Annotated in this window: 22 protein-coding genes; 16 read left to right on the forward strand and 6 right to left on the reverse strand. The window is 61.8% G+C overall.

Features of this window, described 5'->3' with window-relative positions; genetic code table 11:
* Positions 1-98: 98 nt before the first annotated feature.
* Positions 99-500, reverse strand: coding sequence for a hypothetical protein (locus VEJ16_09275; GenBank protein ID HYB09849.1), 402 nt, complete (start codon positions 498-500; stop codon positions 99-101).
* Positions 501-735: 235 nt separating this feature from the next.
* On the opposite strand from VEJ16_09275, the gene VEJ16_09280 reads away from it, so the two are divergent.
* The 7 genes from VEJ16_09280 (at position 736) to aqpZ (ending at position 6,714) form a co-directional block, all read left to right on the forward strand.
* The gene (locus VEJ16_09280) at positions 736-1,665 is read left to right on the forward strand and encodes an SPFH domain-containing protein (GenBank protein HYB09850.1); all 930 of its coding nucleotides are present in this window, start codon (positions 736-738) and stop codon (positions 1,663-1,665) included.
* The gene (locus tag VEJ16_09285) at positions 1,665-2,108 is read left to right on the forward strand and encodes an NfeD family protein (protein ID HYB09851.1); all 444 of its coding nucleotides are present in this window, start codon (positions 1,665-1,667) and stop codon (positions 2,106-2,108) included. The genes VEJ16_09280 and VEJ16_09285 overlap by 1 nt, the downstream gene beginning before the upstream one ends.
* Before the next feature lie 43 nt (positions 2,109-2,151).
* Complete coding sequence (locus tag VEJ16_09290) at positions 2,152-2,535, forward strand: VOC family protein (protein ID HYB09852.1); 384 nt, start codon at positions 2,152-2,154, stop codon at positions 2,533-2,535.
* Between the two features lie 75 nt (positions 2,536-2,610).
* A complete protein-coding gene (locus VEJ16_09295) occupies positions 2,611-4,134 on the forward strand; it encodes a UbiD family decarboxylase (protein ID HYB09853.1) in 1,524 nt (507 codons plus the stop codon).
* Positions 4,135-4,140: 6 nt separating this feature from the next.
* Positions 4,141-4,443 (forward strand): hypothetical protein, encoded by a 303-nt coding sequence (locus tag VEJ16_09300; protein HYB09854.1) that lies wholly within the window; start codon positions 4,141-4,143, stop codon positions 4,441-4,443.
* An 80-nt stretch (positions 4,444-4,523) separates the two neighbouring features.
* The gene (locus tag VEJ16_09305) at positions 4,524-5,867 is read left to right on the forward strand and encodes a TldD/PmbA family protein (protein ID HYB09855.1); all 1,344 of its coding nucleotides are present in this window, start codon (positions 4,524-4,526) and stop codon (positions 5,865-5,867) included.
* 145 nt (positions 5,868-6,012) lie between these two features.
* Positions 6,013-6,714, forward strand: a complete 702-nt coding sequence (gene aqpZ / locus VEJ16_09310) for an aquaporin Z (GenBank protein ID HYB09856.1) — start codon at positions 6,013-6,015, stop codon at positions 6,712-6,714.
* A 24-nt stretch (positions 6,715-6,738) separates the two neighbouring features.
* Here aqpZ and VEJ16_09315 read toward each other — a convergent pair whose 3' ends face one another.
* On the reverse strand, positions 6,739-7,629 hold the full coding sequence (locus tag VEJ16_09315) for a YegS/Rv2252/BmrU family lipid kinase (protein ID HYB09857.1): 891 nt from the start codon (positions 7,627-7,629) through the stop codon (positions 6,739-6,741).
* A gap of 211 nt (positions 7,630-7,840) precedes the next feature.
* On the opposite strand from VEJ16_09315, the gene VEJ16_09320 reads away from it, so the two are divergent.
* The 7 genes from VEJ16_09320 to VEJ16_09350 all read left to right on the forward strand — a co-directional run bounded on the left by VEJ16_09320 (position 7,841) and on the right by VEJ16_09350 (position 15,736).
* A complete protein-coding gene (locus VEJ16_09320; protein ID HYB09858.1) occupies positions 7,841-8,614 on the forward strand; it encodes a UDP-2,3-diacylglucosamine diphosphatase in 774 nt (257 codons plus the stop codon).
* Complete coding sequence (locus VEJ16_09325) at positions 8,614-9,645, forward strand: glycosyltransferase family 1 protein (GenBank protein ID HYB09859.1); 1,032 nt, start codon at positions 8,614-8,616, stop codon at positions 9,643-9,645. Before VEJ16_09320 ends, VEJ16_09325 begins: the two co-directional genes overlap by 1 nt.
* Before the next feature lie 318 nt (positions 9,646-9,963).
* Positions 9,964-11,790 carry an ABC transporter ATP-binding protein gene (locus tag VEJ16_09330; protein ID HYB09860.1) on the forward strand — a complete coding sequence of 609 codons (1,827 nt, stop codon included), beginning with the start codon at positions 9,964-9,966 and terminating at the stop codon, positions 11,788-11,790.
* A 3-nt stretch (positions 11,791-11,793) separates the two neighbouring features.
* Complete coding sequence (locus VEJ16_09335; GenBank protein ID HYB09861.1) at positions 11,794-12,543, forward strand: lysophospholipid acyltransferase family protein; 750 nt, start codon at positions 11,794-11,796, stop codon at positions 12,541-12,543.
* The gene (locus VEJ16_09340; protein HYB09862.1) at positions 12,540-13,856 is read left to right on the forward strand and encodes a 3-deoxy-D-manno-octulosonic acid transferase; all 1,317 of its coding nucleotides are present in this window, start codon (positions 12,540-12,542) and stop codon (positions 13,854-13,856) included. Before VEJ16_09335 ends, VEJ16_09340 begins: the two co-directional genes overlap by 4 nt.
* Positions 13,843-14,838, forward strand: a complete 996-nt coding sequence (lpxK, locus tag VEJ16_09345; protein HYB09863.1) for a tetraacyldisaccharide 4'-kinase — start codon at positions 13,843-13,845, stop codon at positions 14,836-14,838. The genes VEJ16_09340 and lpxK overlap by 14 nt, the downstream gene beginning before the upstream one ends.
* Entirely contained in the window at positions 14,831-15,736 is a 906-nt protein-coding gene (locus tag VEJ16_09350; protein HYB09864.1) for a lipid A biosynthesis lauroyl acyltransferase, read from the forward strand. The genes lpxK and VEJ16_09350 overlap by 8 nt, the downstream gene beginning before the upstream one ends.
* 181 nt (positions 15,737-15,917) lie before the next feature.
* Here the strand turns inward: VEJ16_09350 and VEJ16_09355 are convergent, their stop codons facing one another.
* The 3 genes from VEJ16_09355 to xseA form a co-directional block, all read right to left on the reverse strand.
* Positions 15,918-16,676, reverse strand: coding sequence for a ferritin-like domain-containing protein (locus VEJ16_09355; protein ID HYB09865.1), 759 nt, complete (start codon positions 16,674-16,676; stop codon positions 15,918-15,920).
* A 640-nt stretch (positions 16,677-17,316) separates the two neighbouring features.
* The gene (locus VEJ16_09360; GenBank protein ID HYB09866.1) at positions 17,317-18,174 is read right to left on the reverse strand and encodes a M23 family metallopeptidase; all 858 of its coding nucleotides are present in this window, start codon (positions 18,172-18,174) and stop codon (positions 17,317-17,319) included.
* Positions 18,171-19,712, reverse strand: a complete 1,542-nt coding sequence (xseA, locus tag VEJ16_09365; protein ID HYB09867.1) for an exodeoxyribonuclease VII large subunit — start codon at positions 19,710-19,712, stop codon at positions 18,171-18,173. Before xseA ends, VEJ16_09360 begins: the two co-directional genes overlap by 4 nt.
* 55 nt (positions 19,713-19,767) lie before the next feature.
* On the opposite strand from xseA, the gene purD reads away from it, so the two are divergent.
* Positions 19,768-21,063 carry a phosphoribosylamine--glycine ligase gene (purD, locus tag VEJ16_09370; GenBank protein ID HYB09868.1) on the forward strand — a complete coding sequence of 432 codons (1,296 nt, stop codon included), beginning with the start codon at positions 19,768-19,770 and terminating at the stop codon, positions 21,061-21,063.
* 73 nt (positions 21,064-21,136) lie between these two features.
* Positions 21,137-22,195, forward strand: a complete 1,059-nt coding sequence (locus VEJ16_09375) for an MBL fold metallo-hydrolase (protein ID HYB09869.1) — start codon at positions 21,137-21,139, stop codon at positions 22,193-22,195.
* A gap of 146 nt (positions 22,196-22,341) precedes the next feature.
* Here VEJ16_09375 and VEJ16_09380 read toward each other — a convergent pair whose 3' ends face one another.
* The gene (locus tag VEJ16_09380; protein HYB09870.1) at positions 22,342-23,853 is read right to left on the reverse strand and encodes an adenylate/guanylate cyclase domain-containing protein; all 1,512 of its coding nucleotides are present in this window, start codon (positions 23,851-23,853) and stop codon (positions 22,342-22,344) included.
* Positions 23,854-23,979: the final 126 nt, after the last annotated feature.

Here is a 23,979-nt window from a genome sequence, read left to right on the forward strand (position 1 = left end):
CGAGCTTCGACGTTACACCGTTCCAACCACTTGCGAACTCGAGGACCGCGCGAGCCGTGAGGTCGCGATTTATCGCGTTAACGCCTCGGAATGACCGGTCACCCCGTCGCCCGTCGCTCGCCGAGGATGCCGAGCCAACCCGATGCAGCAATGCCCCAGGCACTATTGGCGATGAGGGGAATGAGCGCTGCCGTGAAACCCCAATCGAGTCCGAATACACCAGCACCAAGCGAAAACGGATAGATCACGAACCATACGCCGGCCGAAGGCCCAAGGCCGAATACGAGGCCGCGGAGCCACCAAGGTGCGCCCCACGGGATAAGGAAAAGGAAACCCCAGAGCCCGCCCCACGTGATCGCCTGATAGAGCCATTCTTTCGAAATGTCGGGATGATCCATCAAACCCATGACGCCGAGCAACACCAGTGCGCCGCGATTGACCAAGCCGCCGATGGCGCCGGCGGAAAAGGCGAGGGCAGCGGAGCGCAGCAATTCTCTCATCGCAAACGACCCATCCGGTTAAATCGGCGCAAAAGCGCGCCCGAAACAGTGGCACTCAAGTTCGATCGCCCGGATTTGGCAAGCCTTCTAAGTGCTAATTAACGAATTCGCTCTAAATAAGTAATTACTTAACAATGGTCGCGCGACTGGATCATTTCGGATCGCCGGATTATTCTCCCGCCCGTCGGGAAGCTTCGATGGACTTGCAATAAGATCAAGGTGACAGGAGTACAGGATGTTTGCTGGGTCGGCACTTTTCGCGATTGCCCTCCTCATCCTTGCGATCGTGGTGTTGTTTATGGGGGTCGTGACGGTACCCCAAGGGCGCGAATACACGGTCGAGCGCTTCGGCCGTTATACCCGCACGCTCCGTCCCGGCCTGAGCCTTCTCATGCCGTTCATCGATCGTATCGGCGCGCGGATGAACATGATGGAAGCCGTGCTCGACGTGCCCTCGCAGGAAGTGATCACGAAAGATAACGCCGTCGTCACGGTAAATGGCATCGTGTTCTTCCAAGTGCTCGACGCGGCGAAGGCCGCCTATGAAGTGAACCGGCTCGAGGTGGCGATTCTCAACCTCACCATGACCAACGTCCGCACGGTGATGGGATCGATGGACCTCGACGAGCTCCTGTCCCAACGCGACCGGATCAACGCGCAACTTCTGACCGTTGTCGACGACGCGACGACGCCGTGGGGCATAAAAGTGACCCGCGTCGAGATCAAGGACATCACACCACCCAAGGACCTCGTGGAGTCGATGGGTCGCCAGATGAAGGCGGAGCGCGACAAGCGTGCCGCGGTCCTCGAGGCGGAGGGTCTGCGCCAGTCCGCCATCCTCAAGGCGGAAGGGGCCAAGCAAGCCGCGATTCTCCAGGCCGAGGGTCGCCGTGAGGCTGCCTTTCGAGACGCCGAAGCGCGCGAGCGCGCCGCGCAAGCCGAGGCCAAGGCGACCTCGCTTGTTTCGTCCGCGATCGCGGAAGGAAACGTACAGGCGATCAACTATTTCGTGGCGCAGAAATATGTCGATGCGCTCGCCCAGTTCGCCCAGTCGCCCAACCAGAAGACGTTCTTCCTGCCGCTCGAGGTCACGAGCCTGGCCGGGCTCGTGGCCGGCATCGATGCGCTCATCCGCGACGCAAGTGCTAAGCGCGGGGGCACCTGATGAATTCCTTCGCCAGCATCCAGTTCTGGCATTGGTGGGTGCTCGGGGCCCTGCTGCTTGCGCTCGAGGCGATGGCGCCGGGTGCAATATTCCTTTGGCCCGGCATCTCTGCGGGGATCGTCGGCCTGCTTCTTCTCGCCTTCGGCGATATTTCGATCGAGGCGCAGATTGTCGTTTTTGCGATCCTGTCGCTTGTCACCGTTGTGGGCTGGCGCGCTTATCTGCGCTGGCGGCCGGTCGGTACGGACGACCCGCGCCTCAATCGTCGTGGTGAGCAGTATGTCGGCCGCGAGTTCACCCTAGCCGAGCCAATCGTGAACGGCAGGGGTCGCGTGCGGATCGACGACACGCAGTGGCGCGTCGAGGGGCCAAATAGTGACGCAGGTACCACGGTGCGCGTCACGGCCGTGAATGGCGCCATCCTCATCGTCAAGCCGAATTGATGCCAGCGGACGACTCGGTTCGCCCGCCGGGCGGTAAGGCACCGTGATCGATCACGTCTCCATCACCGTGCGCGATCTCGGCACGGCGCAGAAATTCTACGACTCGGTAATGGCTGCCCTCGATTTTCCCTGCGTCTACCGGACCGACCGCGCGATCGGCTATGGCGTGCGCGATCGCCCGGCAAGCAAGGATCCCTACATTTCGATCTTCCAGAGCGACCGCGTCGTCGCGGACCACCGGCACTGGGCATTTCGCGCCAAAAGCCGTTCCGCGGTCGACCGTTTTCACGCCGCGGCCCTTGCGGCCGGGGGTCACGACGATGGCGCGCCCGGGCTTCGCCAGGACTACCACGCCGACTACTACGCCGCATTTGTGCGCGACCCGGACGGCAACCGCATCGAAGCTGTCTGTCACATACCCGTGTAGTAGCGCGCGGCGACCCGCTTGACGCAAAGCGGGGCGCAGGCGTTGATAGCAAGACAACCGACGGAGGGACGCGGGATGCCCTACGGCTCACTCCGGGATTTCATGGCGCGGCTGGAGCGGGACGGCCGGCTCGTGCGGGTCAGTGCACCCGTTTCGCCCATCCTCGAGATGACCGAAATTCAAACTCGGCTCCTCGCCGAGGCGGGGCCGGCAGTCCTGTTCGAGAACGTGGCGACGGCCGAGGGCAGGCGGTTCGAGATGCCGGTGCTCGTCAACCTCTTCGGAACGACCGAGCGTGTCGCTTGGGGCATGGATCGTGCGCCGGGCGATCTACGGCGCCTGGGCGAAACACTCGCCTTCCTGCGCCAACCGGAGCCGCCAGGCGGCTGGCGCGAGGCATTCGACATGTTGCCGCTTCTCAGAACGGTGATGGCGATGAAGCCACGGACCGTTTCGCGAGCGCCCTGCCAGGACGTCGTTCTGCAAGGCGACGAGATCGACCTTCATCGCCTGCCCGTCCAAACCTGCTGGCCGGGCGAGCCGGCACCGCTTATCACGTGGCCGATTGTCGTCACGAAAGGCCCCGGCCAGTCTCGCGAAGACGATTACAACCTCGGCATCTATCGCATGCAGCTCACCGGTCGAAAAACGACCTTCATGCGATGGCTCAAGCATCGCGGCGGCGCCCAGCATCATGCGCGTTGGAAGGCTGCCGAGGAAACCGGGGGTAGAGCGGTACCGTTGCCCGCGGCTGCGGTCATCGGTGCGGATCCGGGCACGATCCTCGCCGCCGTGACGCCCGTGCCCGATACCATGAGCGAATACCAGTTCGCCGGCCTCCTGCGCGGCCAAAAGGTCGAGCTCGTCGACTGCAAGACCGTTCCCCTGAAGGTGCCGGCACAGGCGGAGATCGTCCTTGAAGGGCACGTCTCGCTCGACCGCTACGGCGATGAAGGGCCCTATGGCGATCACACAGGCTATTACAACGCGATAGAGCGCTTTCCCGTCTTCACCGTGAGCGCAATCACGATGCGTTCCGACGCGATCTATCTGTCTACCTTCACCGGTCGCCCGCCCGACGAGCCGTCCGTGCTCGGCGAAGCGTTGAACGAGGTGTTCATTCCTCTCCTCCAACAGCAATTTCCGGAGATCGTCGATTTTTGGTTGCCCCCCGAGGGCTGCTCGTATCGCATTGCCGTGGTCGCGATCAGGAAGGCGTATCCAGGGCATGCGAAGCGGGTCATGATGGGCGTGTGGTCTTATCTGCGCCAGTTCATGTATACAAAGTGGGTCATCGTCGTGGACGACGACATCGACGCGCGGAACTGGAAAGACGTAATGTGGGCGGTGTCGACGCGAATGGACCCCGCGCGCGATATCACCCTCGTCGAAAACACGCCGATCGATTATCTCGATTTCGCTTCGCCGGAGTCTGGGCTCGGCTCCAAGATTGGCCTAGATGCCACGAATAAATGGTCGCCGGAGACGACGCGCACTTGGGGTGACAAGATTCGCATGTCGGACGACATCGTGGAGACCGTGACCCGCAAATGGCCCTCCCTCGGCCTGCCGGGCAGCGGCAAGCCGATTTGGAGGTGACCGCCGGTGGAAGCGGTTCTTGAGTACCGCAACGTCATCGGTTACGTGCTTCTCGTGGCGTTGGCGGCTTTGATCGTCCTCCGCCTCCGGGCGGGGCGCGGTCGGCGAATGAATACCGGCCTGAGGCGACGTGTGGCGGCGGAGCGCTTGGCGGAACGCCGCAGTGCTCAGGAGACGGACCGTGGCGCGGCATTGCCCGAATTACCCGGCAAACGGATGAGCTTCGGCGAAGCACGGCTTCAGTTCTATGTCATGGTCATGGCCGCCCTCGCCATGATGATCGTATGGCTGGTCCACCAAATGGCTTGAAGGTCCGACTGGCCTTATACGCCCCCTATTCAGTATAAACGGCCGCGTTCCCGTGACCTCTTATTCCGGCGGAGTATTCCATGGTGCACGACGACGAAGCCCTCGATCTACTCAGTGCGCTGCTCGCCCAGGCAAAGAAATCGGGTGCCGACGCGGCGGACGGCCTCCTTGTTCGAAGCGCGTCATTGAGTCACACCCAACGGCTCGGCAAGGTCGAGAAGCTCGAACGGTCGGAAAGCCGGGACCTTGGCCTGCGCGTTTTCATCGGCGCGCGCCAGGCCGTGGTTTCGACGACCGATCACGACGCCAAGTCGCTCGACGCGCTCGTGGAACGCGCCATCGCGATGGCCCGCGTGGTCCCGGAGGACCCCTTCTGCGGATTGGCGCCCGAAGCGATGATTGCGCGGAACATCCCCGTCCTCGACATCTGCGACGTAGTCGAGCCGTCGCCCGAAACGCTCATCGAGCGCGCACGCGAATGCGAGGCGGCGGCACGGGCCGTCCCGGGTGTTACCAATTCCGAAGGGGCCGACGCGGGATGGTCTACCGTGAGCGTGGCCCTCGCCGCCTCGAACGGCTTTGCCGGCCACTATCGCACATCCGAGCATTCGGTCGGCGCCGCCGTGCTCGCGGGCCAGGGCACTGGAATGGAACGCGATTACGATGCGTCTTCCTCCGTTTATGGGAGCGACCTCGAAGCGGCGGCGGCCGTCGGCACGCGTGCCGGGGAGAAAGCCGTGCGGCGATTAAATCCGCGCAAGATAAAGACGACGAAGGCGCCGGTCGTCTTCGATCCGCGCGTTTCCAACAGGATCCTCGGCCACCTCGCGGCCGCGATAGATGGTAGTGCCATCGCCCGCGGCACCAGCTTCCTCTTGGACAAGATGGGCAAGCGCATCCTGCCTTCCGGCATGAACGTGATCGACGATCCGCTACGCCCGCGCGGATTCCGCTCGAAGCCGTTCGATGGCGAGGGCATTGCGACGAAGCGCCGTGCCGTCGTCGAAGACGGTGTGTTGACGACATGGTTTCTCGACCTGCGTTCTGCACGCCAGCTCGGCCTGACCACGACCGGCCATGCCGCTCGCGGCACCTCTTCGCCGCCGGTGCCGGCACCGACCAATCTTTATCTCGAGCCGGGAAAAATCTCCGCGACGGGGCTCATCAAGGAAACGGGCAGCGGCCTCTACGTGACCGAGCTGATCGGCTTCGGCGTCAACGGAGTCACCGGCGACTACAGTCGAGGGGCTGCAGGCTATTGGATCGAGAACGGCGCGTTGGGCTATCCGGTGAGCGAGATCACCATTGCCTCGAATCTGAAGGAGATGCTTTTAAACCTCACGGCGGCGAGCGATCTCGTCTTCCGCTACGGCATGAACGCGCCGACATTGCGTATCTCGGAAATGACGATCGCGGGAGCTTGATCGCGTTATCCTTGGCTCGCACTGGCGGCATTGAACTCCAGCGGCGAAATCCTCACAATCGAAGGCCAAATATCAAGTGCTTTGCGAATGCCGTGCAGGGGGTCGCCGGCAAAAATCGAGTGTCCAATTTCAACGGGGGCCAGACATGGACATGACGCGACGACTTGGCGCTGAGTTCATAGGAACCGCATGGCTCGTTCTTGGAGGTTGTGGGAGTGCCGTGCTGGCAGCGGCATTTCCGAATGTCGGCATCGGGCTCCTGGGCGTCGCCTTCGCTTTCGGGCTGACGCTTTTAACGATGGCCTTCGCGATCGGCCACATATCCGGCTGCCACATCAATCCGGCCGTGACGGTAGGCCTTTGGGCCGGAGGACGTTTTCCGGCCCGGGAGATCATTCCCTATGTAATTGCCCAAGTGCTGGGTGGGATCGCAGGGGCTGCAATCCTCTACGCGATCGCGAGCGGCAAGACGGGCTTCGACGTATCCGCCGGATTCGCGGCGAACGGTTATGGCGATCATTCGCCGGGACATTACGCCTTGCCGGCATGCATCGTCTCGGAAGTCACGATGACCTTCGCATTCATTTTCGTGATCCTGGGTTCGGTCCATAAACGCGTGCCCCAGGGCTTCGCGCCGATTCCGATCGGCCTCTGTCTCACGCTCATCCATTTGATCAGCATTCCCGTCACCAATACCTCGGTCAATCCCGCACGCAGCACGGGGCCAGCCCTCTTCGTGGGCGGCTGGGCGCTCGATCAGCTTTGGCTGTTCTGGCTTGCCCCTATTGTGGGCGCGGTGCTTGGAGGACTCGTCTATCGCTGGATCGGCGGCATGTCCGGAGACTAACTTGGCAGAACCGGATTTGCGAAACTAGGCCGCGGTCACCAGCGCAAGGGGTCGCTCGGCAAGCGCCACCGATAATGGCAGCGAGGCGATCAGATCCCCGTCGGCGTGCACCCCCTCGCCGTCGGGTCCGTGAACCGTAAGCTTGGTCGCCGGAAGGATGACGACGTCGCGAAGCCGGTCCAGCCTGTCGGTTATGAGCGCCCAGGCATAGCGTACGAGGTTCCAGCGCCCCGGCCGCTCGAAGATCGCCACATGAAGTTGCGGGTCCTCGAGGCGCGCGCGTGCTGCGATCACGAAACGCCCACCATAATAATGTCCCTTGGCGACGACGATCGCAGCAGCGCTGAAGCGCTCGTGGCCGATCTCGACTTGGTAACGTTGCGAGCGATAGGACATGAGCTGGCCGAGTGCAGAAAGCGCATAGGCGGCTTTGCCGATCAGCCGCTTGAGCTTGAGATCGAGTTCCTCGACGACACGGGCGTCGAATCCGACGCCGACCATGAGCGCGAAACGCCGCCCGTTCGCGGTCCCCAAGAAGATGGGACGCGGCGGTCGGAACGCTATCGCCTCGGCGATCGCGTATGCATCGCCGTCGAGACCCACTTCGGCCGCCAGCACATTTGCCGTGCCGAGGGGTAGAAGTGCGAGCGGCAGGGCACTCTCGGCCAATCCGTTTATGACCTCGTTGATCGTACCGTCACCCCCCGCCGCCACGACCAAGTCGTAGCGCCCGGGCTCGGCCACGCGAGCAAGTCGCTCGGCATCGCCCCGCTCGCGCGTCCGCACCACCGTGACCGCACACCCGAGTTTTTCGAGAAGTGCGATCACCCGAGCAAATTGCCGGCGCCGGCGCCAACCGGCCGCCGGATTGTAAATGACAAGCAGGCGGCGCGGCCTCAAAGGATCGATCGGCAAGTTCGGGGAACCTCGTCCGGACGAAAAGGAAAGATCGATGTCGCTTTTATTAAAGATGATCCTTGAAAATTCGTGAAGTGACAGTTTTATGTACAATTTTTTACACATATTGTCATATAGTTTGTATGACTATTATTGTCTTGCTCTATATATTGATGTAGTCTTTCAAATCGCGAATCGGTTCTTTTCGGGCACGCTTAGGCATGGGCGGATGAGTAGAGCACAGCATTTCCGAACCATCTGGATTTCGGATATCCATCTCGGTACGCGTGGCTGCAAGGCTGAGTTCCTCCTCGACTTCCTCAAGCATACCGAGTGCGACATGCTCTACCTCGTGGGCGATATCGTCGACGGGTGGCGCCTTAGACGCTCCTGGTACTGGGCGCAGACTCACAACGACGTGATCCAGAAAATCCTGCGCAAGGCACGCAAGGGAACGAAAGTCATTTACATCCCCGGCAATCACGACGAGGTTTTGCGCGACTATGTCGGCCTCGTGCTTGGCGGCATCCAAGTCCTGGAAGACCATATTCACGAAACCGCGGACGGCAAGCGGCTCTTGATCCTGCACGGCGACGAGTTCGACGGCGTGGTCAAGTACGCAAAGTGGCTCGCCCTACTCGGCGACGGTGCGTACGCCGCATGCCTCACGTTGAATCACTGGTTCAACCACGTTCGCCGGAAGCTCGGCTATCCCTATTGGTCGCTCTCCGCTTATCTTAAGAACAAGGTCAAGAACGCGGTCGAATATGTTTCGAACTTCGAGACGGCGGTGGCGCAGGAGGCGCGGCGTCGCGGCGCCGATGGCGTGGTCTGCGGCCATATCCACAAGGCCGAGATGCGCGTCATCGATGGTGTGCTTTACTGCAACGATGGCGACTGGGTCGAAAGCTGCACGGCCCTCGTGGAGCATCCTTCGGGCCAACTCGAAATCATCGATTGGACCCGAGCCAAGGAGCTCGTTCTCTATCACGCGGCGGAGTAATGCGAATATTGTTGGTCACCGACGCCTGGTACCCGCAGGTGAACGGGGTGGTGCGCACACTCGACACCGTTGCAGCCATCCTTCGCCAGCAAGCCCATGCAGTTCACCTTCTCACGCCCCAAGGTTTTGCCACACTCCCCTGCCCGACCTACCCGGAGATCAGGTTGAGTCTTTTCCCGGGCCGGCGCGTCGCCCGGGTTCTCGACGAATACGCGACCGGTGCAATACACATTGCAACTGAAGGACCTCTCGGAATCGCCGCACGGCGCATCTGCCTCCGCCGCGGCCTTCCTTTCACGACCTCGTTCCACACAAGATTTCCCGAATACGTGAATGCGCGAATTCACATTCCGGTCGGGTGGCTCTATGCCTGGTTGCGGCGTTTCCACAATTCGGGCGCCGCCGTCATGGTGGCGACCCCGACGCTTCATCGCGAACTGGCGGAACGTGGCTTCGAGAATATTCGGAGCTGGAATCGCGGCGTCGATACGCACCTCTTTCGGCCCCGTGACAAGAGCTTCCTCGATCACCTTCCACGCCCGATCTGGCTCAATGTGGGCCGCGTCGCGGTCGAAAAAAACATCGAAGCCTTCCTTGCTCTGCCGCTCGATGGCACCAAGCTCGTGGTCGGGGACGGCCCGCAACTCGCCGAACTCAAGAACAAATACCCCTACGTTCGCTTCGCCGGCGCCAAGCGCGGCGAGGAGTTGGCCCGGTTTTATAGTGCGAGCGACGTCTTCGTCTTCCCGAGCCGTACCGACACCTTCGGCCTTGTGATCCTCGAAGCACTCGCTTCGGGGCTTCCCGTCGCGGCCTTGCCAGTTGCCGGCCCGGTCGATGTTATCGGCGGCTCGCGAACCGGCATCCTCGACGAGGATCTTGCCAAGGCATGCCGAGCGGCCCTTGAGATTCCGCCTGAGCGCTGCGTCGCCTACGCGCAACAATTCTCCTGGGAGGCGTGCGCGCGCCAGTTCCTCGAAAATCTCTACCCTGCCTCCCAGAACGATCTCGCACTTGCCACAGGCGACTAACGACAAAAAACGGGTCGCAACGCGGCGATTGCCCACGAGCCCGGAAAAATACGTCGGGAGATGTATATTCGCGGGTGCGCCCTTTCGCCACCGTCAGATCACGCCAAATCGGTAAAACCTGTGGAACAGCTTTTGCTGCGGCCGAAAACACGGCTCCGGCCGGAGCGACGCGTCTTCGACCAATCGAATAAACGCGTCGGCAGGGCTTGAAAATCCGTGCCGATTGAGGCAAATGGCCCTTCCGCGCGGCCCATGCTATGGTCGCGCCGTCGGACGCCCCCCGGGGCCGCCGCTGGTTGGTTTTGGGGATACAGATCCTTGGCTAAAAAAGCGAAATTGAAATATCGGCTGGACTCGACGACGGTTTCTCTGGTCACGCGTCTTGCGCGCGATCACATCCGGCCACTGGTGCCACGGCTTATCTTCTCGCTCGTCTGCATGGCTATTGCTGCCGCGATGACGGGTGCTATGGCCAAATTGATGGAGCCGATCCTCGACGAAGTGTTCAAGTCGGCCAACGTCGTCCGGCTCAACCAGATCGCAGTCCTCATTCTCGTCGTGTTCGCGGTCAAGGGTCTCGCCACGTACGGCCAGGGCGTGACCATGAACTACGTCGGGATGCGCATCATTGCCGACGTACAGCGCAAGATGTTCGAGCACGTGATCGGCGCCGATCTGGCGTTTTTCCATTCGAATTCGACGGGCACCTTGATTTCGCGCTTCACGAACGACGCGAACATGCTGCGTGGCGCAGTGTCGAATGCGCTCACCGGCATCGGCAAGGATACGCTTACGCTTGTCTCGCTCATCGGCGTCATGTTCTACCAGGACTGGGTGCTCGCGCTCGTTTCATTCTTCGCATTCCCGACTGCCATCTGGCCGATCGTCCGGCTGGGTCGACGCATGCGCAAGGTTTCTGCAAACACTCAGGCGGAATACGGCCAATTCACGACGATCCTCGAGGAGAGTTTCCAAGGTGCGCGCCACGTAAAAGCATACGGGATGGAGCATTATGAGGCCTCGCGTGCCAATGCACTCGTCGAGCGCCTCTTCCAACTCGCGCAGAAGGCAGCGCGCACGCGCAATGCCTCCTCGCCGATCATGGAAATGCTGGGCGGCTTTGCGATCGTCGCCGTGATCTTCTACGGCGGCTATCAAGTCATCCACAGCGTGCGCACGCCGGGCGCCTTCTTCTCGTTCGTGACGGCACTCCTCCTCGCCTACGAGCCGTTGAAGCGCCTCGCCAACTTGAACGCAAGCCTCCAGGAAGGCCTGGCCTCGGCACAGCGTATCTTCACGCTTCTCGACGAGAAGGCCACGATCGTCGATCGTCCGGGTGCTGGCACGCTCAAGGTCGAAAGGGGGGTCATCCAATTCGAGCGTGTGCGCTTCGGCTATGGGCAAGGCCACACCGCCCTTCACGACCTCACGCTCGAAGTGCCGGCGGGAAAGACCGTGGCGCTCGTCGGCCCATCCGGGGCCGGCAAGTCGACCATTCTCAACCTCATTCCGCGCTTCTACGACGTGGGGGCGGGCCGCGTTACCATCGACGGCGCCGACGTGCGAGATGTGACCCTCACCTCCTTGCGCGCCAATATCGGCCTCGTCTCCCAGGAGATCTCGCTCTTCGACGACACGGTGGTCGCGAACATTGCCTATGGCAAGCCGGACTCGGGCCAGGCGGAGATCGAGCGGGCGGCGCGCATGGCCGGCGCTCATGACTTCATTGTCCAACTCCCCAAGGGATACGAAACACAGGTCGGCGGACACGGCGCTCGCCTTTCCGGCGGTCAGCGCCAACGCATCGCGATCGCTCGCGCGATGCTCAAGGGAGCGCCCATTCTGCTGCTCGACGAGGCGACTTCGGCACTCGATACCGAGACGGAGCGCGCGGTGCAGGCAGCCCTCGCCGAGCTCATGCGGGGGCGCACCACGCTCGTCGTCGCCCATCGCCTTTCGACCGTGGTCGATGCCGACCTCATTTATGTGATCGACGATGGCCGGGTCATGGAAGCCGGCAATCACGCCGAGCTGCTTGCACGCAAGGGCATCTATGCGCGGCTTTATGCCCTCCAGATGGCGGAGGAAGGCACGGTCTCCGAAGTTCCCGCGCCGGATATGCGCGGAGCACGTGCTCGAGCTTGAGCCATGCACCCCCTCAAGAAGCTCGCGCGATCGGATGCGGTGCGGCGCGGACTTTGTTGGGCAGTCGCCCGCTATATCCGATTCGTGCATCTGACGAGCCGGTGGGAGGTACACGGCGGCGCAGCGCCACAAAGGCTGTGGGCCGAAGGCAAGCCTTTCATTCTCGCCTTTTGGCATGGCCGGCTGCTCATGATGCCCTATTGCTGGAATCCGCGGGTACGCATCAATATGCTGATTTCCCAGCACGCTGACGGGCAGCTGATCGCGCACACGGTCAAGCATTTCGGCATCCACACGGTAGCTGGCTCCTCCTCGAAGGGAGGGACAGCAGCCCTGCGGGCGATCCTCAGGGTGCTAAAGGCAGGCGAATGCGCCGGATTCACGCCCGATGGCCCCCGCGGGCCCCGTATGCGCGCGAGCGCCGGTGTCGTCAGTGCGGCAAAGCTTTCAGGCGTACCGATACTTCCCTGTGCCTATGCCGTGCGCCGCCGGCGCGTTTTGCGGAGCTGGGACCGTTTCGTCCTCGCGTTTCCGTTCACGCGAGGTGTGTTCGTATGGGGCGAGCCCATCGACGTATCGCGCCGGGGAGGTGACCGGGCGCTCGAGACAGCGCGCCGGCTTGTCGAGGACCGTCTCAACGCGCTCACGCGCGAGGCCGATCTTCTGTGCGGCGAGATGCCGATCGAACCCGACCCCACCCAGCCGCGGGATAAGGCGGCATCCTATGCGGTTGCCGGCGGGCAGCGAGCGTGAGCGCGCTCAACCTTTATCGCGCATTTACCGTCTTGGCGGCGCCCGCGATCATTGGATACCTCGGGTTTCGCCGCCTGCGTGGCAAAGAGGATCGGGGGCGATTTTCCGAACGCCTGGGAAAGGCGTCCCAATCGCGCCGGCCGGGGCCGCTCGTTTGGATTCACTGCGCCAGCGTGGGCGAGGCGCAATCGGCCCTCGCCCTCGTCGCGCGTATTCTCTCCCGGGAAGAGGGTGCCACCTCGCTCGTCACCACGGGTACTGTGACCTCGGCGCGGCTTCTTGCCAGTCGTTTGCCGGGGCGCGCCATTCACCAGTACGTACCTGCGGATCACCCCGCGTGGGTGCGCCGGTTTCTCGATCATTGGCAACCCGATATCGGGCTTTGGATCGAAAGTGAGCTGTGGCCGAACCTCGTGATCGAGACGGCGGCGCGAAATATACCGATGGTGTTGATCAATGCGCGTATGACCGCGCGCTCTTTCGCCAACTGGCGCTTGGTGCAGGGTGCCGCGCACGAGTTGCTTGGATGCTTTCAGCAAGTCCTTGCACAGTCCGAGGCGGATGGCGAACGCTACCGCGCCCTCGGCGCGCGCCAAGTCGCGGTAACGGGTTCGCTCAAATATGACGCGGACCCGCTGCCGGCCGGTACGGCGGAACTCAAGCGTCTTGCGGTCGAAATTGGCGACCGGCCCTCTTGGCTTGCGGCGAGCATCCATCCCGGTGAGGAGAGCGCGGTCGCCGCGACTCATCGCCTGCTCAAGGTACGGCATCCCGGACTGCTCACCATCCTGGTGCCGCGCCATGCGGGACGCGGCACTGAATTTGCCGCTATCTTGCGCGCCGACGGCCTCGTGGTGACGCAACGCTCTACCGGCGAACCCTTCGCACCCAACACCGATATCTACCTTGCCGACACGATGGGCGAGCTTGGCATATTCTATCGTCTTACCCAGATCGTTTTCGTAGGCGGCTCGCTCGTACGCCATGGCGGGCAGAACATGCTCGAACCGGCGCAATTCGGTTGCGCACTACTCTACGGTCCGCACGTGCATAACTTTCTCGCGATCGCCGCCGATTTGTCGGCCGCAGGTGCTGCGCAGGAGGTGCGCGACGCCAGCGAGCTTGCCGAAGCAATCGGCGCGCTTCTCGTTGACGAGACTGCCCGCGCCAAGCGTGGTGCCGCGGCAAAGCGCACAGTCGAGGCCGGCCGGGGCGTGCTCAACGACGTGATGGCCGCACTCGCCCCGGAACTCGAGGTCCTTGCCCGGACGCCGAATTCGGCCGCGAATGTCGTTGGCCGTGCGCGCGCCTGATTTCTGGCACCGTCCGGAGAGTGCGGTCGGCGCCATGCTTGCACCGTTTGGCGCGCTCTACGACACGGCTGGGCAGCTCCGTTCCGCTTTGACGAGGGCTCAAAGGCTCCCGCGGAGCGTCATTTGTATAGGCAACCTGACGGCGGGCGGGGCCGGAAAGACACCAACGGCAATCGCCATTGCGCGTTGGTTTCTCGCGCGCGGCAAAACACCTCACATCCTGACCCGGGGCTATCGCGCGCGCGCCGCCGGCCCGCTTCGGGTCGATCCCGATCGCCATGGTTTTCGCGACGTTGGCGATGAATCGCTTCTGCTCGCAGCGATCGCTCCGACCTGGATCGGCGGCAATCGCATTGCAAGCGGGCTCGCGGCATGCGACGCGGGGGCGGATCTTCTCGTCATGGATGACGGTTTGCAGAATCCTACTTTGGCCAAGGACCTTTCACTGGTCGTCGTCGATGGCGGATACGGTATCGGAAATGGGCGCGTTTTTCCGGCGGGGCCTTTGCGTGAAAGCGTGGCGCACGGCCTGACGCGTGTCGACGCCGCCGTGATGATCGGCGCCGACGCAACCGGCCTCTCTCGCGTTTTCGCGAGCCGTCTTCCCATGCTCGAAGCACGACTCGTTCCCAACCCGTCGGCAAGTGCACTCGCGGGCAAACGCGTGCTGGCCGTCGCCGGAATCGGACGGCCTTCAAAATTCTTCGCAACGCTCGAAGGACTCGGGACCACAGTCGTGAAACGCGTCGCCTTCGACGATCATCATGCCTACCATGCCGATGAGATCATGCGGCTCGTCGAGGAGGCACAGGTTTTGGAGGCACAACTCGTAACGACGGAGAAGGACTTTGTTCGTTTTCCACTGGAAGCGCGACCGATGGCGACGGCGGTGCCGGTCCATATCGAGTGGAGCGATGAGGAGGCGCTCGAGCGCCTCCTTAGCCCTTTCCTCAGGGCCGATGGCCTGAGGCCCCATGCTTGAGTGGCGGACACCTGTCTCGAGAGCGCTCGGTACGGTCGTGCACTGGATCGAGGGCGTCGCCCTTCTCGCGGCGTTTGCCATGTTCCGCCTCATGCCGCTTGACTGGGCGTCGGCGTTGGGTGGCCATCTTTGCCGAACGTATGGGCGATTTCTGCCAGTATCGCGCTATGCCAAAAGGAACCTTCGCGCCGCCTATCCGGAGAAATCGGATGCCGAAATCCGCAAGATCTTCGTCGATATGTGGGAAAACCTCGGCCGCATGTTCGGCGAATATCCCCATCTCGGTGGAATACGGCTCTATGAGCCGGGTAGCCGTGTCGAGGTGATCAATCCCGAATATCTCGACCACCTTCGCGATGACGGCAAGCCCGGCATCTTTTTCTCGGCACACATTGGCAATTGGGAAATCGCCTCGATGGGGGCTACGCAGCGCGACCTCCCGCTCATACGTATCTACCGTGCCCCCAACAATCCGCTGGTCGACCGACTCGCTCGCTGGACGCGCCGCAAGATTACAGGTGAACTCTTGCCCAAGGGTGAGGAGGGTGCTCGGCGCACTATCGCAATGATGCGCAAGGGCGGGCATCTCGGCATACTCGTCGACCAGAAACTCAATAACGGCATTCCAGTACCCTTCTTCGGCCGGCCGGCGATGACCGCACCCTCATTGGCCCAGCTCGCCCTCAAGTTCGATTGCCCCGTCATTCCGGCCCGGGTCGTTCGCTTGAACGGCGCCCATTTTCGCTTGTTCATCTATCCCCCGCTCGAAATCGTCAAAACCGGCGACCGCGCGCACGACACACTGGCGCTCATGATTCGCGTGAACGCGATCATCGAAGGCTGGGTTCGCGAATACCCCGGACAGTGGCTTTGGCTACACCGACGATGGCCGGACTAAAAAGGTACCGCCGCCAAGTCGGGTGAACGCTAATGTAAATAAAATTGAAGACGGACTCTGATGACCACGCGATCGCATTCCACTATTGTCGAACGAAGGCGGCGCCATTCCGATTATTGCCACCATCGTCACTTCTAGCCAGACTGACAAAGCGGTTGCGCTAAATACCCCTCACTTTGCTTCAAGTCCGCCAGGATTGTATCCGCGCCGCTAACGCCTCGGGGTTCACCCTTGCGCTGATTAGAGCTTCAGAAAATAAGCCGACATGACGACTAAAGTCGGATTTCACTTGCTCAAAGAGTGGCGTGGGCTCAGCTCTTTCGCGGCCAAGATAGCTACGACAAAGCCGTACATGGTTCGCTTCGTCCGCTCGAATTCGACGCAACACGCTGCTAACCACGTCAATCTCGCCGAGCTTCCCTTGCAGGAGGGCGGACAACACGATGCACGTGAGTGAATCTATCACCACAATCACGCGGAAACGAGTTGCTGCGTCCGATCCACGATTTTGACGGAAGAATTCTGCGGCATCTGGGGTGCGGTTGGCCAAACGACAATCCGAACATACTTCCTCAAGCGCCCGCAGCAGCAACACATGTTGTCGCTCCTCGACGCAAATATCTTCAGCGATACGCCTCGCCGGCAGATCGACGGTTGTATTCTGCGCGTGCATTCCAAATAAAATAACAGCCGATTCTTCACCGCAAGAGACCATCGGCAGCATCTGTAAGATGAGCGTTTTCTCCTGATGGCTCAGATATGGACCGTTAGTTCTAATTTTTTCGATCAACTGATCTACGGTGTCTCGACCCAACGAGGTCATTTGCCGGGACGGCCGAGTCGCCGGCGAACGTTCTTGCATGTAGCGGGAAAGCAGGCGATCCACGCCGAGGCAGGACTTTCGTGCATTTGGGTCGCGCTCGTCAGCGTCAGACCTCATTTTGTGACCGATCCTAACTTACGAGGGTTGGCCGAACCATCGCACTGAATGTGTTTGCAACGGTACGCCAATTTCGAAATCCCTAGCGACAACATCGTGATTGCCCTCACTGTGACGTTGGGGGCGCTGTGGATCGCGCGAAGATATGCGGGCAAGTTGGCCTGGGTGGAATCGTCTGATCCATCACATGGGTTCCCTGCGTATACCTAGCAGATCAAGGGTCTGACCGCAGCACATTCTTACGAATTTGACCCGGAGGGACCAGTGTGGCGAATCCGAAATTCGCCACATCTGGGCGCTGGACCGTGAGCGAATTTCGGATTCAAAGCCACGCTCGTAATATGTCGTATCTAGTGTGGTATTCGGATTTGAAGTTCCCAAGCGCGGATGCCACCAAAATATGAGAAACTTCAAATCCACCACACTAGGTCGCGCACCAAACGGAAGGTGAGCGAAATTACGCTTCCTCTTGCCTAAGCTACAAGCTCGTCACCCCAGGGACGAAAATCGCGGTAAGGCTGGATCTCCACGAATGAGCGCTCGGTTTCTTGCGCTTATTGCGATCCATGAGTCGTCAGCGCGTGTCGTCGGGTGGAGAACCTGGCTTCGCCGGCAACGAATGCAGACCGGCCACGCGTCGTCAGTCGCCCCCTACGGTCGCCGGTTTTGACTCTGCGTCTACCGGCAAGGCCGGCATGGGCGGGACGAGAAGCTGAGGGTCGAGACGCACCGTCTGCCAATTCATCCCCCAGTGAAGATGCGGGCCCGTAACGCGCCCCGTTCGACCCATGCGCGCGACCTCCTGGCCCTGGCGCACGTGCTCTCCCACCTTCACCTCGATCGCCGAGAGATGGAGGAAGATCGAACTCAGGCCGAGGCCGTGATCGATGATGAGCGTGCCGCCTGTCAGGTAAAGGTCGGACTCGGCCAGGGTGATGACGCCGTCGGCGGGCGCGCTGAGGGGTGTGCCGACCGGCCCTGCGATGTCGACGCCCATATGGGGCGCGCGCGGCTCCCCATTCAAGATGCGTTGACTGCCGTAGACGCCGCTAATCGGCCCTTGCACCGGCCAGATGAATCCCGTCTCGAAGAGAGGCTCGCGGATATCGGTGGAGCGCGCCTTGTTGAGGAGCGCTTGGTCGTCCTGAATGCGCTTCAATATCTCGGGCGGCGGCGTCACCATTGCCGGTGGCAGGCCGTTGATGCGCTGGATGTCGTAGCGACGTTGTACGACGGCGAGCACGCGCTCCTCGGTCTCGCCATCCGGATGGCGCACTGTGAGGATCGATTCGGGCTTCGCGTCGCGGTCGAATCCGAAGACAAAATGCCCATCGTCCGCGACCTTGACCGTTTTGCCGTCGAGCGTCACATCCGCCTTGGGTTCGGTGACCCCGAAGACGAGCCCACCCTGCGTCACTTTCCCTTCGATGCTTAGCGTGCCAGCAATTGCCGGCGATGCCGCGAGCGAACAAGCGATGACGATCACACGTATATTCACAACAACGATCCTTGCTTGGATTTGACTTTATCCTTGGCGCCCGAATGGCTTGGATTTGTTTCGCGCCGGGTACCGGTTTCGGATCGCCGAGGTTCCATCTTGCCGATAACGGCGCCCGCGACGCCATCGTGAAACTCGATCGAGACCGCCATTCCTGCCGAAGTGGCGGCGGCCGCGGTGACTGAACCACCCGTCGAGTCGCGGACGAGCGCGTAGCCGCGATCCAGAACACGCCGGTATGAGAGATTGTCGAGACGCTTGCCGAGCCCATCGATGCGCTCTGCGACGCGATCGAGCAACCGCACAGTCGCCGGACGCAAACGTAGCGCCAGTCGATCCGTCTCCCGTCCCTGACGCTCGATCTCGGCAAGGAGTTGGGCCTTGCGCAGGCGCGCAGCACTTGCCGAGAATTCCTGCTCCTTCGCCTTGATGAGCTGCTTGAGCGTGCGGGCGAGATCGGGAAGGCTGCCGAGTCGCTCTTGCCGCCGCGCCACGAAGCCGGTGGCGGCATTCATGAACCGCTCCGACCAGTCATCGAAACGTTGGCTTGCCTGTTCGAGAAGTCGAACAGGATCGGGCAGGCCGCGCGCGAGACCCTCGAGCCGGCTGCGCCGTTCCTCCACCATGCGATTCCATGCCCGGACCAGTCGCTGGCCGTTCTCCATCGTTTGGGCGAGCAGCTCGCCTCGCACCGGTACGGCGATCTCGGCCGCAGCCGTCGGCGTCGGCGCACGGCGATCGGAGGCGAAATCGATGAGCGTGGTGTCGGTCTCGTGGCCGACTGCGGAGATGAGGGGTATCGCACTCGCCGCAGCAGCGCGCACGACAATCTCCTCGTTGAAGGCCCAAAGATCCTCCAGGCTGCCCCCACCGCGCGCAACGATCAGAAGGTCGGGACGTGGAATCGTACCGCCGGATTGGAGGCGGTTGAAACCTTCAATCGCGCCCGCAACCTGTTCGGCGGCCCCGCTCCCTTGCACCGCGACGGGCCAAAGGATGACTCGGCGCGGAAAGCGATCCGCGAGGCGATGAAGGATGTCGCGGATCACGGCGCCGGTCGGCGAAGTGACGACTCCAATGACCTCAGGAAGATAAGGGAGTGGTTTCTTGCGCGCCGCATCGAAAAGTCCCTCGGCCGCGAGCTTTCGTTTGCGATCTTCGAGGAGTTTCAGCAGTGCGCCTTCGCCTGCAAGCTCCATCGTTTCGACGACGAGCTGATATTTTGAGCGTCCCGGATAGGTCGTGATCCGCCCCGCGCAAACGACCTCCATCCCGTCCTCGGGCTTGAGCCCGAGGCGCGCTGCCGTCCCACGCCAGCATACGGCGTCGAGAACCGCGTTGGCGTCTTTGAGCGAAAGATAAAGATGGCCGGAGGTATGCCGCTTGAATCCCGATATCTCGCCGCGCACGCGCACATGCTCGAAGCGATCCTCGAGCGCGCGCTTGAGAAGGGAAGATAGCTCGCTCACCGAGAATTCGGGAAGGTTCGGGAGGAGCGAGGACTCGAGCGAATTTTCCGTCATGATCGTCGGACTCATGTTACAAGACGCCCCGGAATCGAACCAGCGCAATAAGTGAAATCGGGACGGAACCATGCGCATTCTGGTGGTGGGCTCGGGCGGGCGGGAGCATGCGCTCGTCTGGGCGATCGCCGCTTCGCCGATCGTCGATAAAATCTATTGCGCGCCGGGCAACGCCGGCATCGCACAGCACGCCGAGTGCGTGCCGATCGCCGCCGAAGACCTCGACGGGATCGTTCGGTGGGCAAAGACTGAACGGATCGATTTCGTTGTGATCGGGCCGGAAGCGCCACTTGTTGCGGGGTTGGTCGACCGGCTCGAGTCGGCTGGCGTCAAGTCATTCGGACCCACGGCTGCCGCGGCAGCTCTCGAAGGCTCGAAGGGCTATATGAAGGACAGGTGCGCGAAATGGGGCGTGCCGACTGCGGCCTATGGCCGCTTCGACGACGCGACGGCGGCAAAGGCGTTCATTCGGGACCGAGGTGCGCCGATCGTCGTCAAGACCGACGGGCTTGCGGCCGGCAAGGGCGTTACCGTTGCGCGCAGCATCGAACAAGCGAACGAAGCGGTCGATGCAGCACTCCTCGCGAAGCACTTCGGCGACGCCGGAAGTTCCCTCGTCATCGAGGAATTCCTCGAAGGCGAGGAGGCGAGCATTCTCGCTTTCGTAGACGGTGAGCACTTCGTGACGCTGCCCTCGGCGCAAGATCACAAACCCGCCTTTGACGGCGACCGAGGACCAAACACGGGCGGCATGGGCGCCTATTCGCCGGCACCCGTCGTGACGCCGGCACTTCAGAGGGAGATCGAGCGCACGATCCTCGCCCCGACAGTCGCCGGCATGAAAGCGGAGGGCCGGCCTTTCAAGGGCGTTCTCTATGCCGGCATCATGGCAACCGGCGTCGGTCCGAAACTTCTCGAATACAACGTGCGTTTCGGGGACCCCGAGTGCCAGACGCTGCTTATGCGGCTCAAATCGGACATTGTCCCGGCCCTCGTGGCCTCCCGTGACGGCCAGCTCGAGTTTTTCGACATGCGTTGGCACGAGGAGCCGGCCCTTACGGTTGTGATGGCAAGCAAGGGTTATCCCGGTACTTACGCAAAAGGCAGTACAATTCGTAATCTCGACGCCGCGGCGAACGTCGAGGGTGTTGCGATCTTTCATGCCGGGACGGCGTTCAAGAACGGCGCACTGATCGCCACGGGCGGTCGTGTGCTCGGCGTCACGGCGCGGGCCAACACCATCGCCGAAGCACGCGAACGCGCATACAAGGCTGTCGACCTTATCGATTGGCCAGAAGGTTTCTGCCGCCGCGACATCGGCTGGCGCGCCATCGAACGCTTGCAGAATTTGCCATCGAAAAATTGACCTTTGCCGCGGTGCGGCATAGCTTCCGGTCGGGTGATGGCGGAGGAGAGCCATTCCCGGATCGGAGATCATAATGAACGGCACGCCTGCGCTCAGGACTGCAACCCGTGAGGCGCTTGAGTTTCCATTCCCGAACGTGCCCGCACCAGGTACGACCGTCGAGGTGGCACCCGGCGTGCGCTGGCTGCGGATGCCGCTACCCTTTGCACTCGACCACATCAACCTTTGGATGCTCGAGGACAATGGCGGGTGGACGATCGTCGACACGGGTTTCGGCCGAGGAGACGAGACGCGAAATCTCTGGGAAAAGGTGTTTGCTTCGACCCTCGCCGGCCGGCCGGTCAAACGCGTGGTCGTGACCCACTTTCATCCCGACCACATCGGTCTCGCCGGGTGGCTCTGCGAGAAATTCGCGGTCGAATTGTGGACGACCCAGGCCGAATGGCTCACCGCCCATCTCGTGCGTCAGGGTTGGGCGGGCGGCGACATCGAGAAGCGCATCGTCCATTACAAGCGAAACGGCATGGCGGCGGAACAACTCGACGCGTTCCTCAGACGCGGCAATCCTTACGCGCAGAACGTCTCGCCAGTGCCGCCCACCTATCACCGCTTCATGGAAAACGACGACATCGAGATCGATGGGCGGCCATGGCGGGTCATCATCGGGCACGGCCATGCGCCAGAGCATGCCTGCCTCTACAGTCGCGATCTCGACGTTTTGATTTCAGGCGATCAGGTCTTGCCCAAGATCACGACCAACGTGAGCGTATGGCCGGATCAACCCGACAGCAATCCTTTGAAACTCTATCTCGACTCGATCGGGTATTTCCGCCCGCTCCCGGCAACCGCGTTCGTGCTGCCATCCCACGGCTTGCCGTTTCGCGGCCTGCATTTGCGCCTTGACGACCTTGCCCACCACCACGACGAGCGGCTCGCGCGAACGGTCGACGCCTGCGCGACACCCCGCAGCGGTGCAGAGATAATTCCGGTTCTTTTCCGCCGTGCGCTCGACATTCACCAGCTTTCCTTCGCGATGGGCGAGGCGTTGGCGCACCTTCACTATCTTGTGGGTAACGGCCAGCTCATGCGCGAGTTCGATAGCGACGGGGTCTATCGGTTCGTCATGGCCTGAGAGCCCCTCCCTTGCGGATTCATCGATCTTTTGCGCCGCTGCTCCCACCAGAAGGCCGATTTGGGCGGTCGCTGTCGCGGTCCTCGATTGTGCCTTGAACATTCACACCTCCCAACGCTGGGGCAGGGGGTGCCGCTCGCTCCCTGCTACTTAATGCGTTCGAGCAAAACCGCAATTCCCCCACTGGTACTTCCAACCCCTAACCTGATAACGCCCCGGAACCTGTCTTTGTCAAAGTTGCCCGATACCGGCATCTCTCCAACTTTTCCTGTAAACGAGCCGTCGCTAGCAATGTTCCCCGAAAACGACATTTGACCCCTCTGACCTTTGAGTTGCCCGGATACTGTGTTGTTAGCGACCGTTACCATGATGTCCCCATCACAGTAACCTGCGGCTTGGCAGTTGCCGCGAAGAGAAGACCCCTTCCATGCGCCGTCATATAGTTTGTTGGGAGAAGGCGAGCTCGTGACTATTTTGCTTACATCGGGCGCGACCAATACCTGTTGCTGAGACGGGGCGATCGAAGCAGCAGGAGAAGTCGGCGCTACAGCGATGGCTTGCTGTTGTGGTGCGGGGACCGGCGCGGTCGAAGTCGAGGCGCCCACAGGAACTGGCGCCTCGCGGTCCGGCATCGGAGACGGAACTGTCTTAGTCGCCGCGGCCTGCTGCTTCAGTGCGGGGGTCGGCGTAGTCGAAGTCGAGGCACCCGTAGAGGCCGGCGGCACGTGTGTTGGACTTGGGTACGCACTTGTTTTGTTCGCCGCGGCCTGCTGCTGAGGCTTCGATTTCGGGGCGGCCGGGATCGGCTCGGTCGTACTGACTGGCGGCGGAGATTCCGGCGTGAGCACCCACAGGCGCTGCCGCGCCAGCTCGGCGACAGCACCGGTCGGGAACAGCCGTAGGTACGCCTCATAATCCGCTGGATCGGCACTGTTTCGGATTGCCTCCCAAACTTGGGCGTCGAGCGGCGGCAGGTCCTTCGTGGATTCAGGCAGCGAAGATGCGGCCTGAACGGCGGACTGGGGAGCACTCGGTGTCGAGCCGGTTTCAATGACGGATGCAGCATGCTGCATGTAGAAGGCACCGGCGGCGCCGATCACAATGAGAAATGCCGCTCCCGCGATCAGTTTGGTTCGCTGCGACTGCCGAGCGGCTGCAATGCGATGACGCTCCAATCGCAGCCGATAGATCCGCACGGGCTCCGTGATGTTCCTGACCCGCTGCTTGCCGAGGAACTTGCACGGGAGCGTGATCTTGTTTTGGACCTGGTCGAACACTGTGCCGGAGATATTGATCGAGCCTGGTCGTGCCAGGTTTTCCAGGCGGGCGGCGATGATCACGCCGTCGCCGTAAATATCCTCCTCGTCGACGATAACGTCGCCGAGATTGATGCCGACGCGAAACTCCATCCGCTGGTCCTTCGGCGTGCTCGCGTCGCGCTCGACCATGCCGTGTTGCACTTCGATAGCGCAACGCACCGCCTCGACGACGCTCGGGAACTCGACGAGTACACCGTCGCCGGTCGACTTGACCGTTCGCCCGTGGTGTTCCCTGATTTTCGGGTCAATCAGCTCGCGGCGGTGGGCTTTCAGACGTGAGTGCGTCCCCTCCTCGTCCGCCTCCATCAACCGACTGTAGCCGGCGACATCGGCAGCCAAGACGGCGGCAATCCTACGCTCGGCGGGCTGTAATTCCACGGCATCGTCTCCAAGCCGTGGAAAAAGTTGTAGCACGCACTTTGCTGCCGCCTGCGTGATTGATTTCACACGCTCCCACTCGCCATT

Source organism: Alphaproteobacteria bacterium, assembly GCA_035625915.1.
Classification (GTDB): domain Bacteria; phylum Pseudomonadota; class Alphaproteobacteria; order JACZXZ01; family JACZXZ01; genus DATDHA01.

Excerpts from the sequence above, each read along its gene's own strand:
- VEJ16_09275 (HYB09849.1), bottom strand. The coding sequence starts at position 500 with ATGAGAGAATTGCTGCGCTCCGCTGCCCTCGCCTTTTCCGCCGGCGCC.
- VEJ16_09280 (HYB09850.1), top strand. The coding sequence starts at position 736 with ATGTTTGCTGGGTCGGCACTTTTCGCGATTGCCCTCCTCATCCTTGCG.
- VEJ16_09285 (HYB09851.1), top strand. The coding sequence starts at position 1,665 with ATGAATTCCTTCGCCAGCATCCAGTTCTGGCATTGGTGGGTGCTCGGG.
- VEJ16_09295 (HYB09853.1), top strand. The coding sequence starts at position 2,611 with ATGCCCTACGGCTCACTCCGGGATTTCATGGCGCGGCTGGAGCGGGAC.
- VEJ16_09305 (HYB09855.1), top strand. The coding sequence starts at position 4,524 with ATGGTGCACGACGACGAAGCCCTCGATCTACTCAGTGCGCTGCTCGCC.
- aqpZ (HYB09856.1), top strand. The coding sequence starts at position 6,013 with ATGGACATGACGCGACGACTTGGCGCTGAGTTCATAGGAACCGCATGG.
- VEJ16_09320 (HYB09858.1), top strand. The coding sequence starts at position 7,841 with ATGAGTAGAGCACAGCATTTCCGAACCATCTGGATTTCGGATATCCAT.
- VEJ16_09325 (HYB09859.1), top strand. The coding sequence starts at position 8,614 with ATGCGAATATTGTTGGTCACCGACGCCTGGTACCCGCAGGTGAACGGG.
- VEJ16_09335 (HYB09861.1), top strand. The coding sequence starts at position 11,794 with ATGCACCCCCTCAAGAAGCTCGCGCGATCGGATGCGGTGCGGCGCGGA.
- VEJ16_09350 (HYB09864.1), top strand. The coding sequence starts at position 14,831 with ATGCTTGAGTGGCGGACACCTGTCTCGAGAGCGCTCGGTACGGTCGTG.
- VEJ16_09355 (HYB09865.1), bottom strand. The coding sequence starts at position 16,676 with ATGAGGTCTGACGCTGACGAGCGCGACCCAAATGCACGAAAGTCCTGC.
- xseA (HYB09867.1), bottom strand. The coding sequence starts at position 19,712 with ATGAGTCCGACGATCATGACGGAAAATTCGCTCGAGTCCTCGCTCCTC.
- purD (HYB09868.1), top strand. The coding sequence starts at position 19,768 with ATGCGCATTCTGGTGGTGGGCTCGGGCGGGCGGGAGCATGCGCTCGTC.
- VEJ16_09375 (HYB09869.1), top strand. The coding sequence starts at position 21,137 with ATGAACGGCACGCCTGCGCTCAGGACTGCAACCCGTGAGGCGCTTGAG.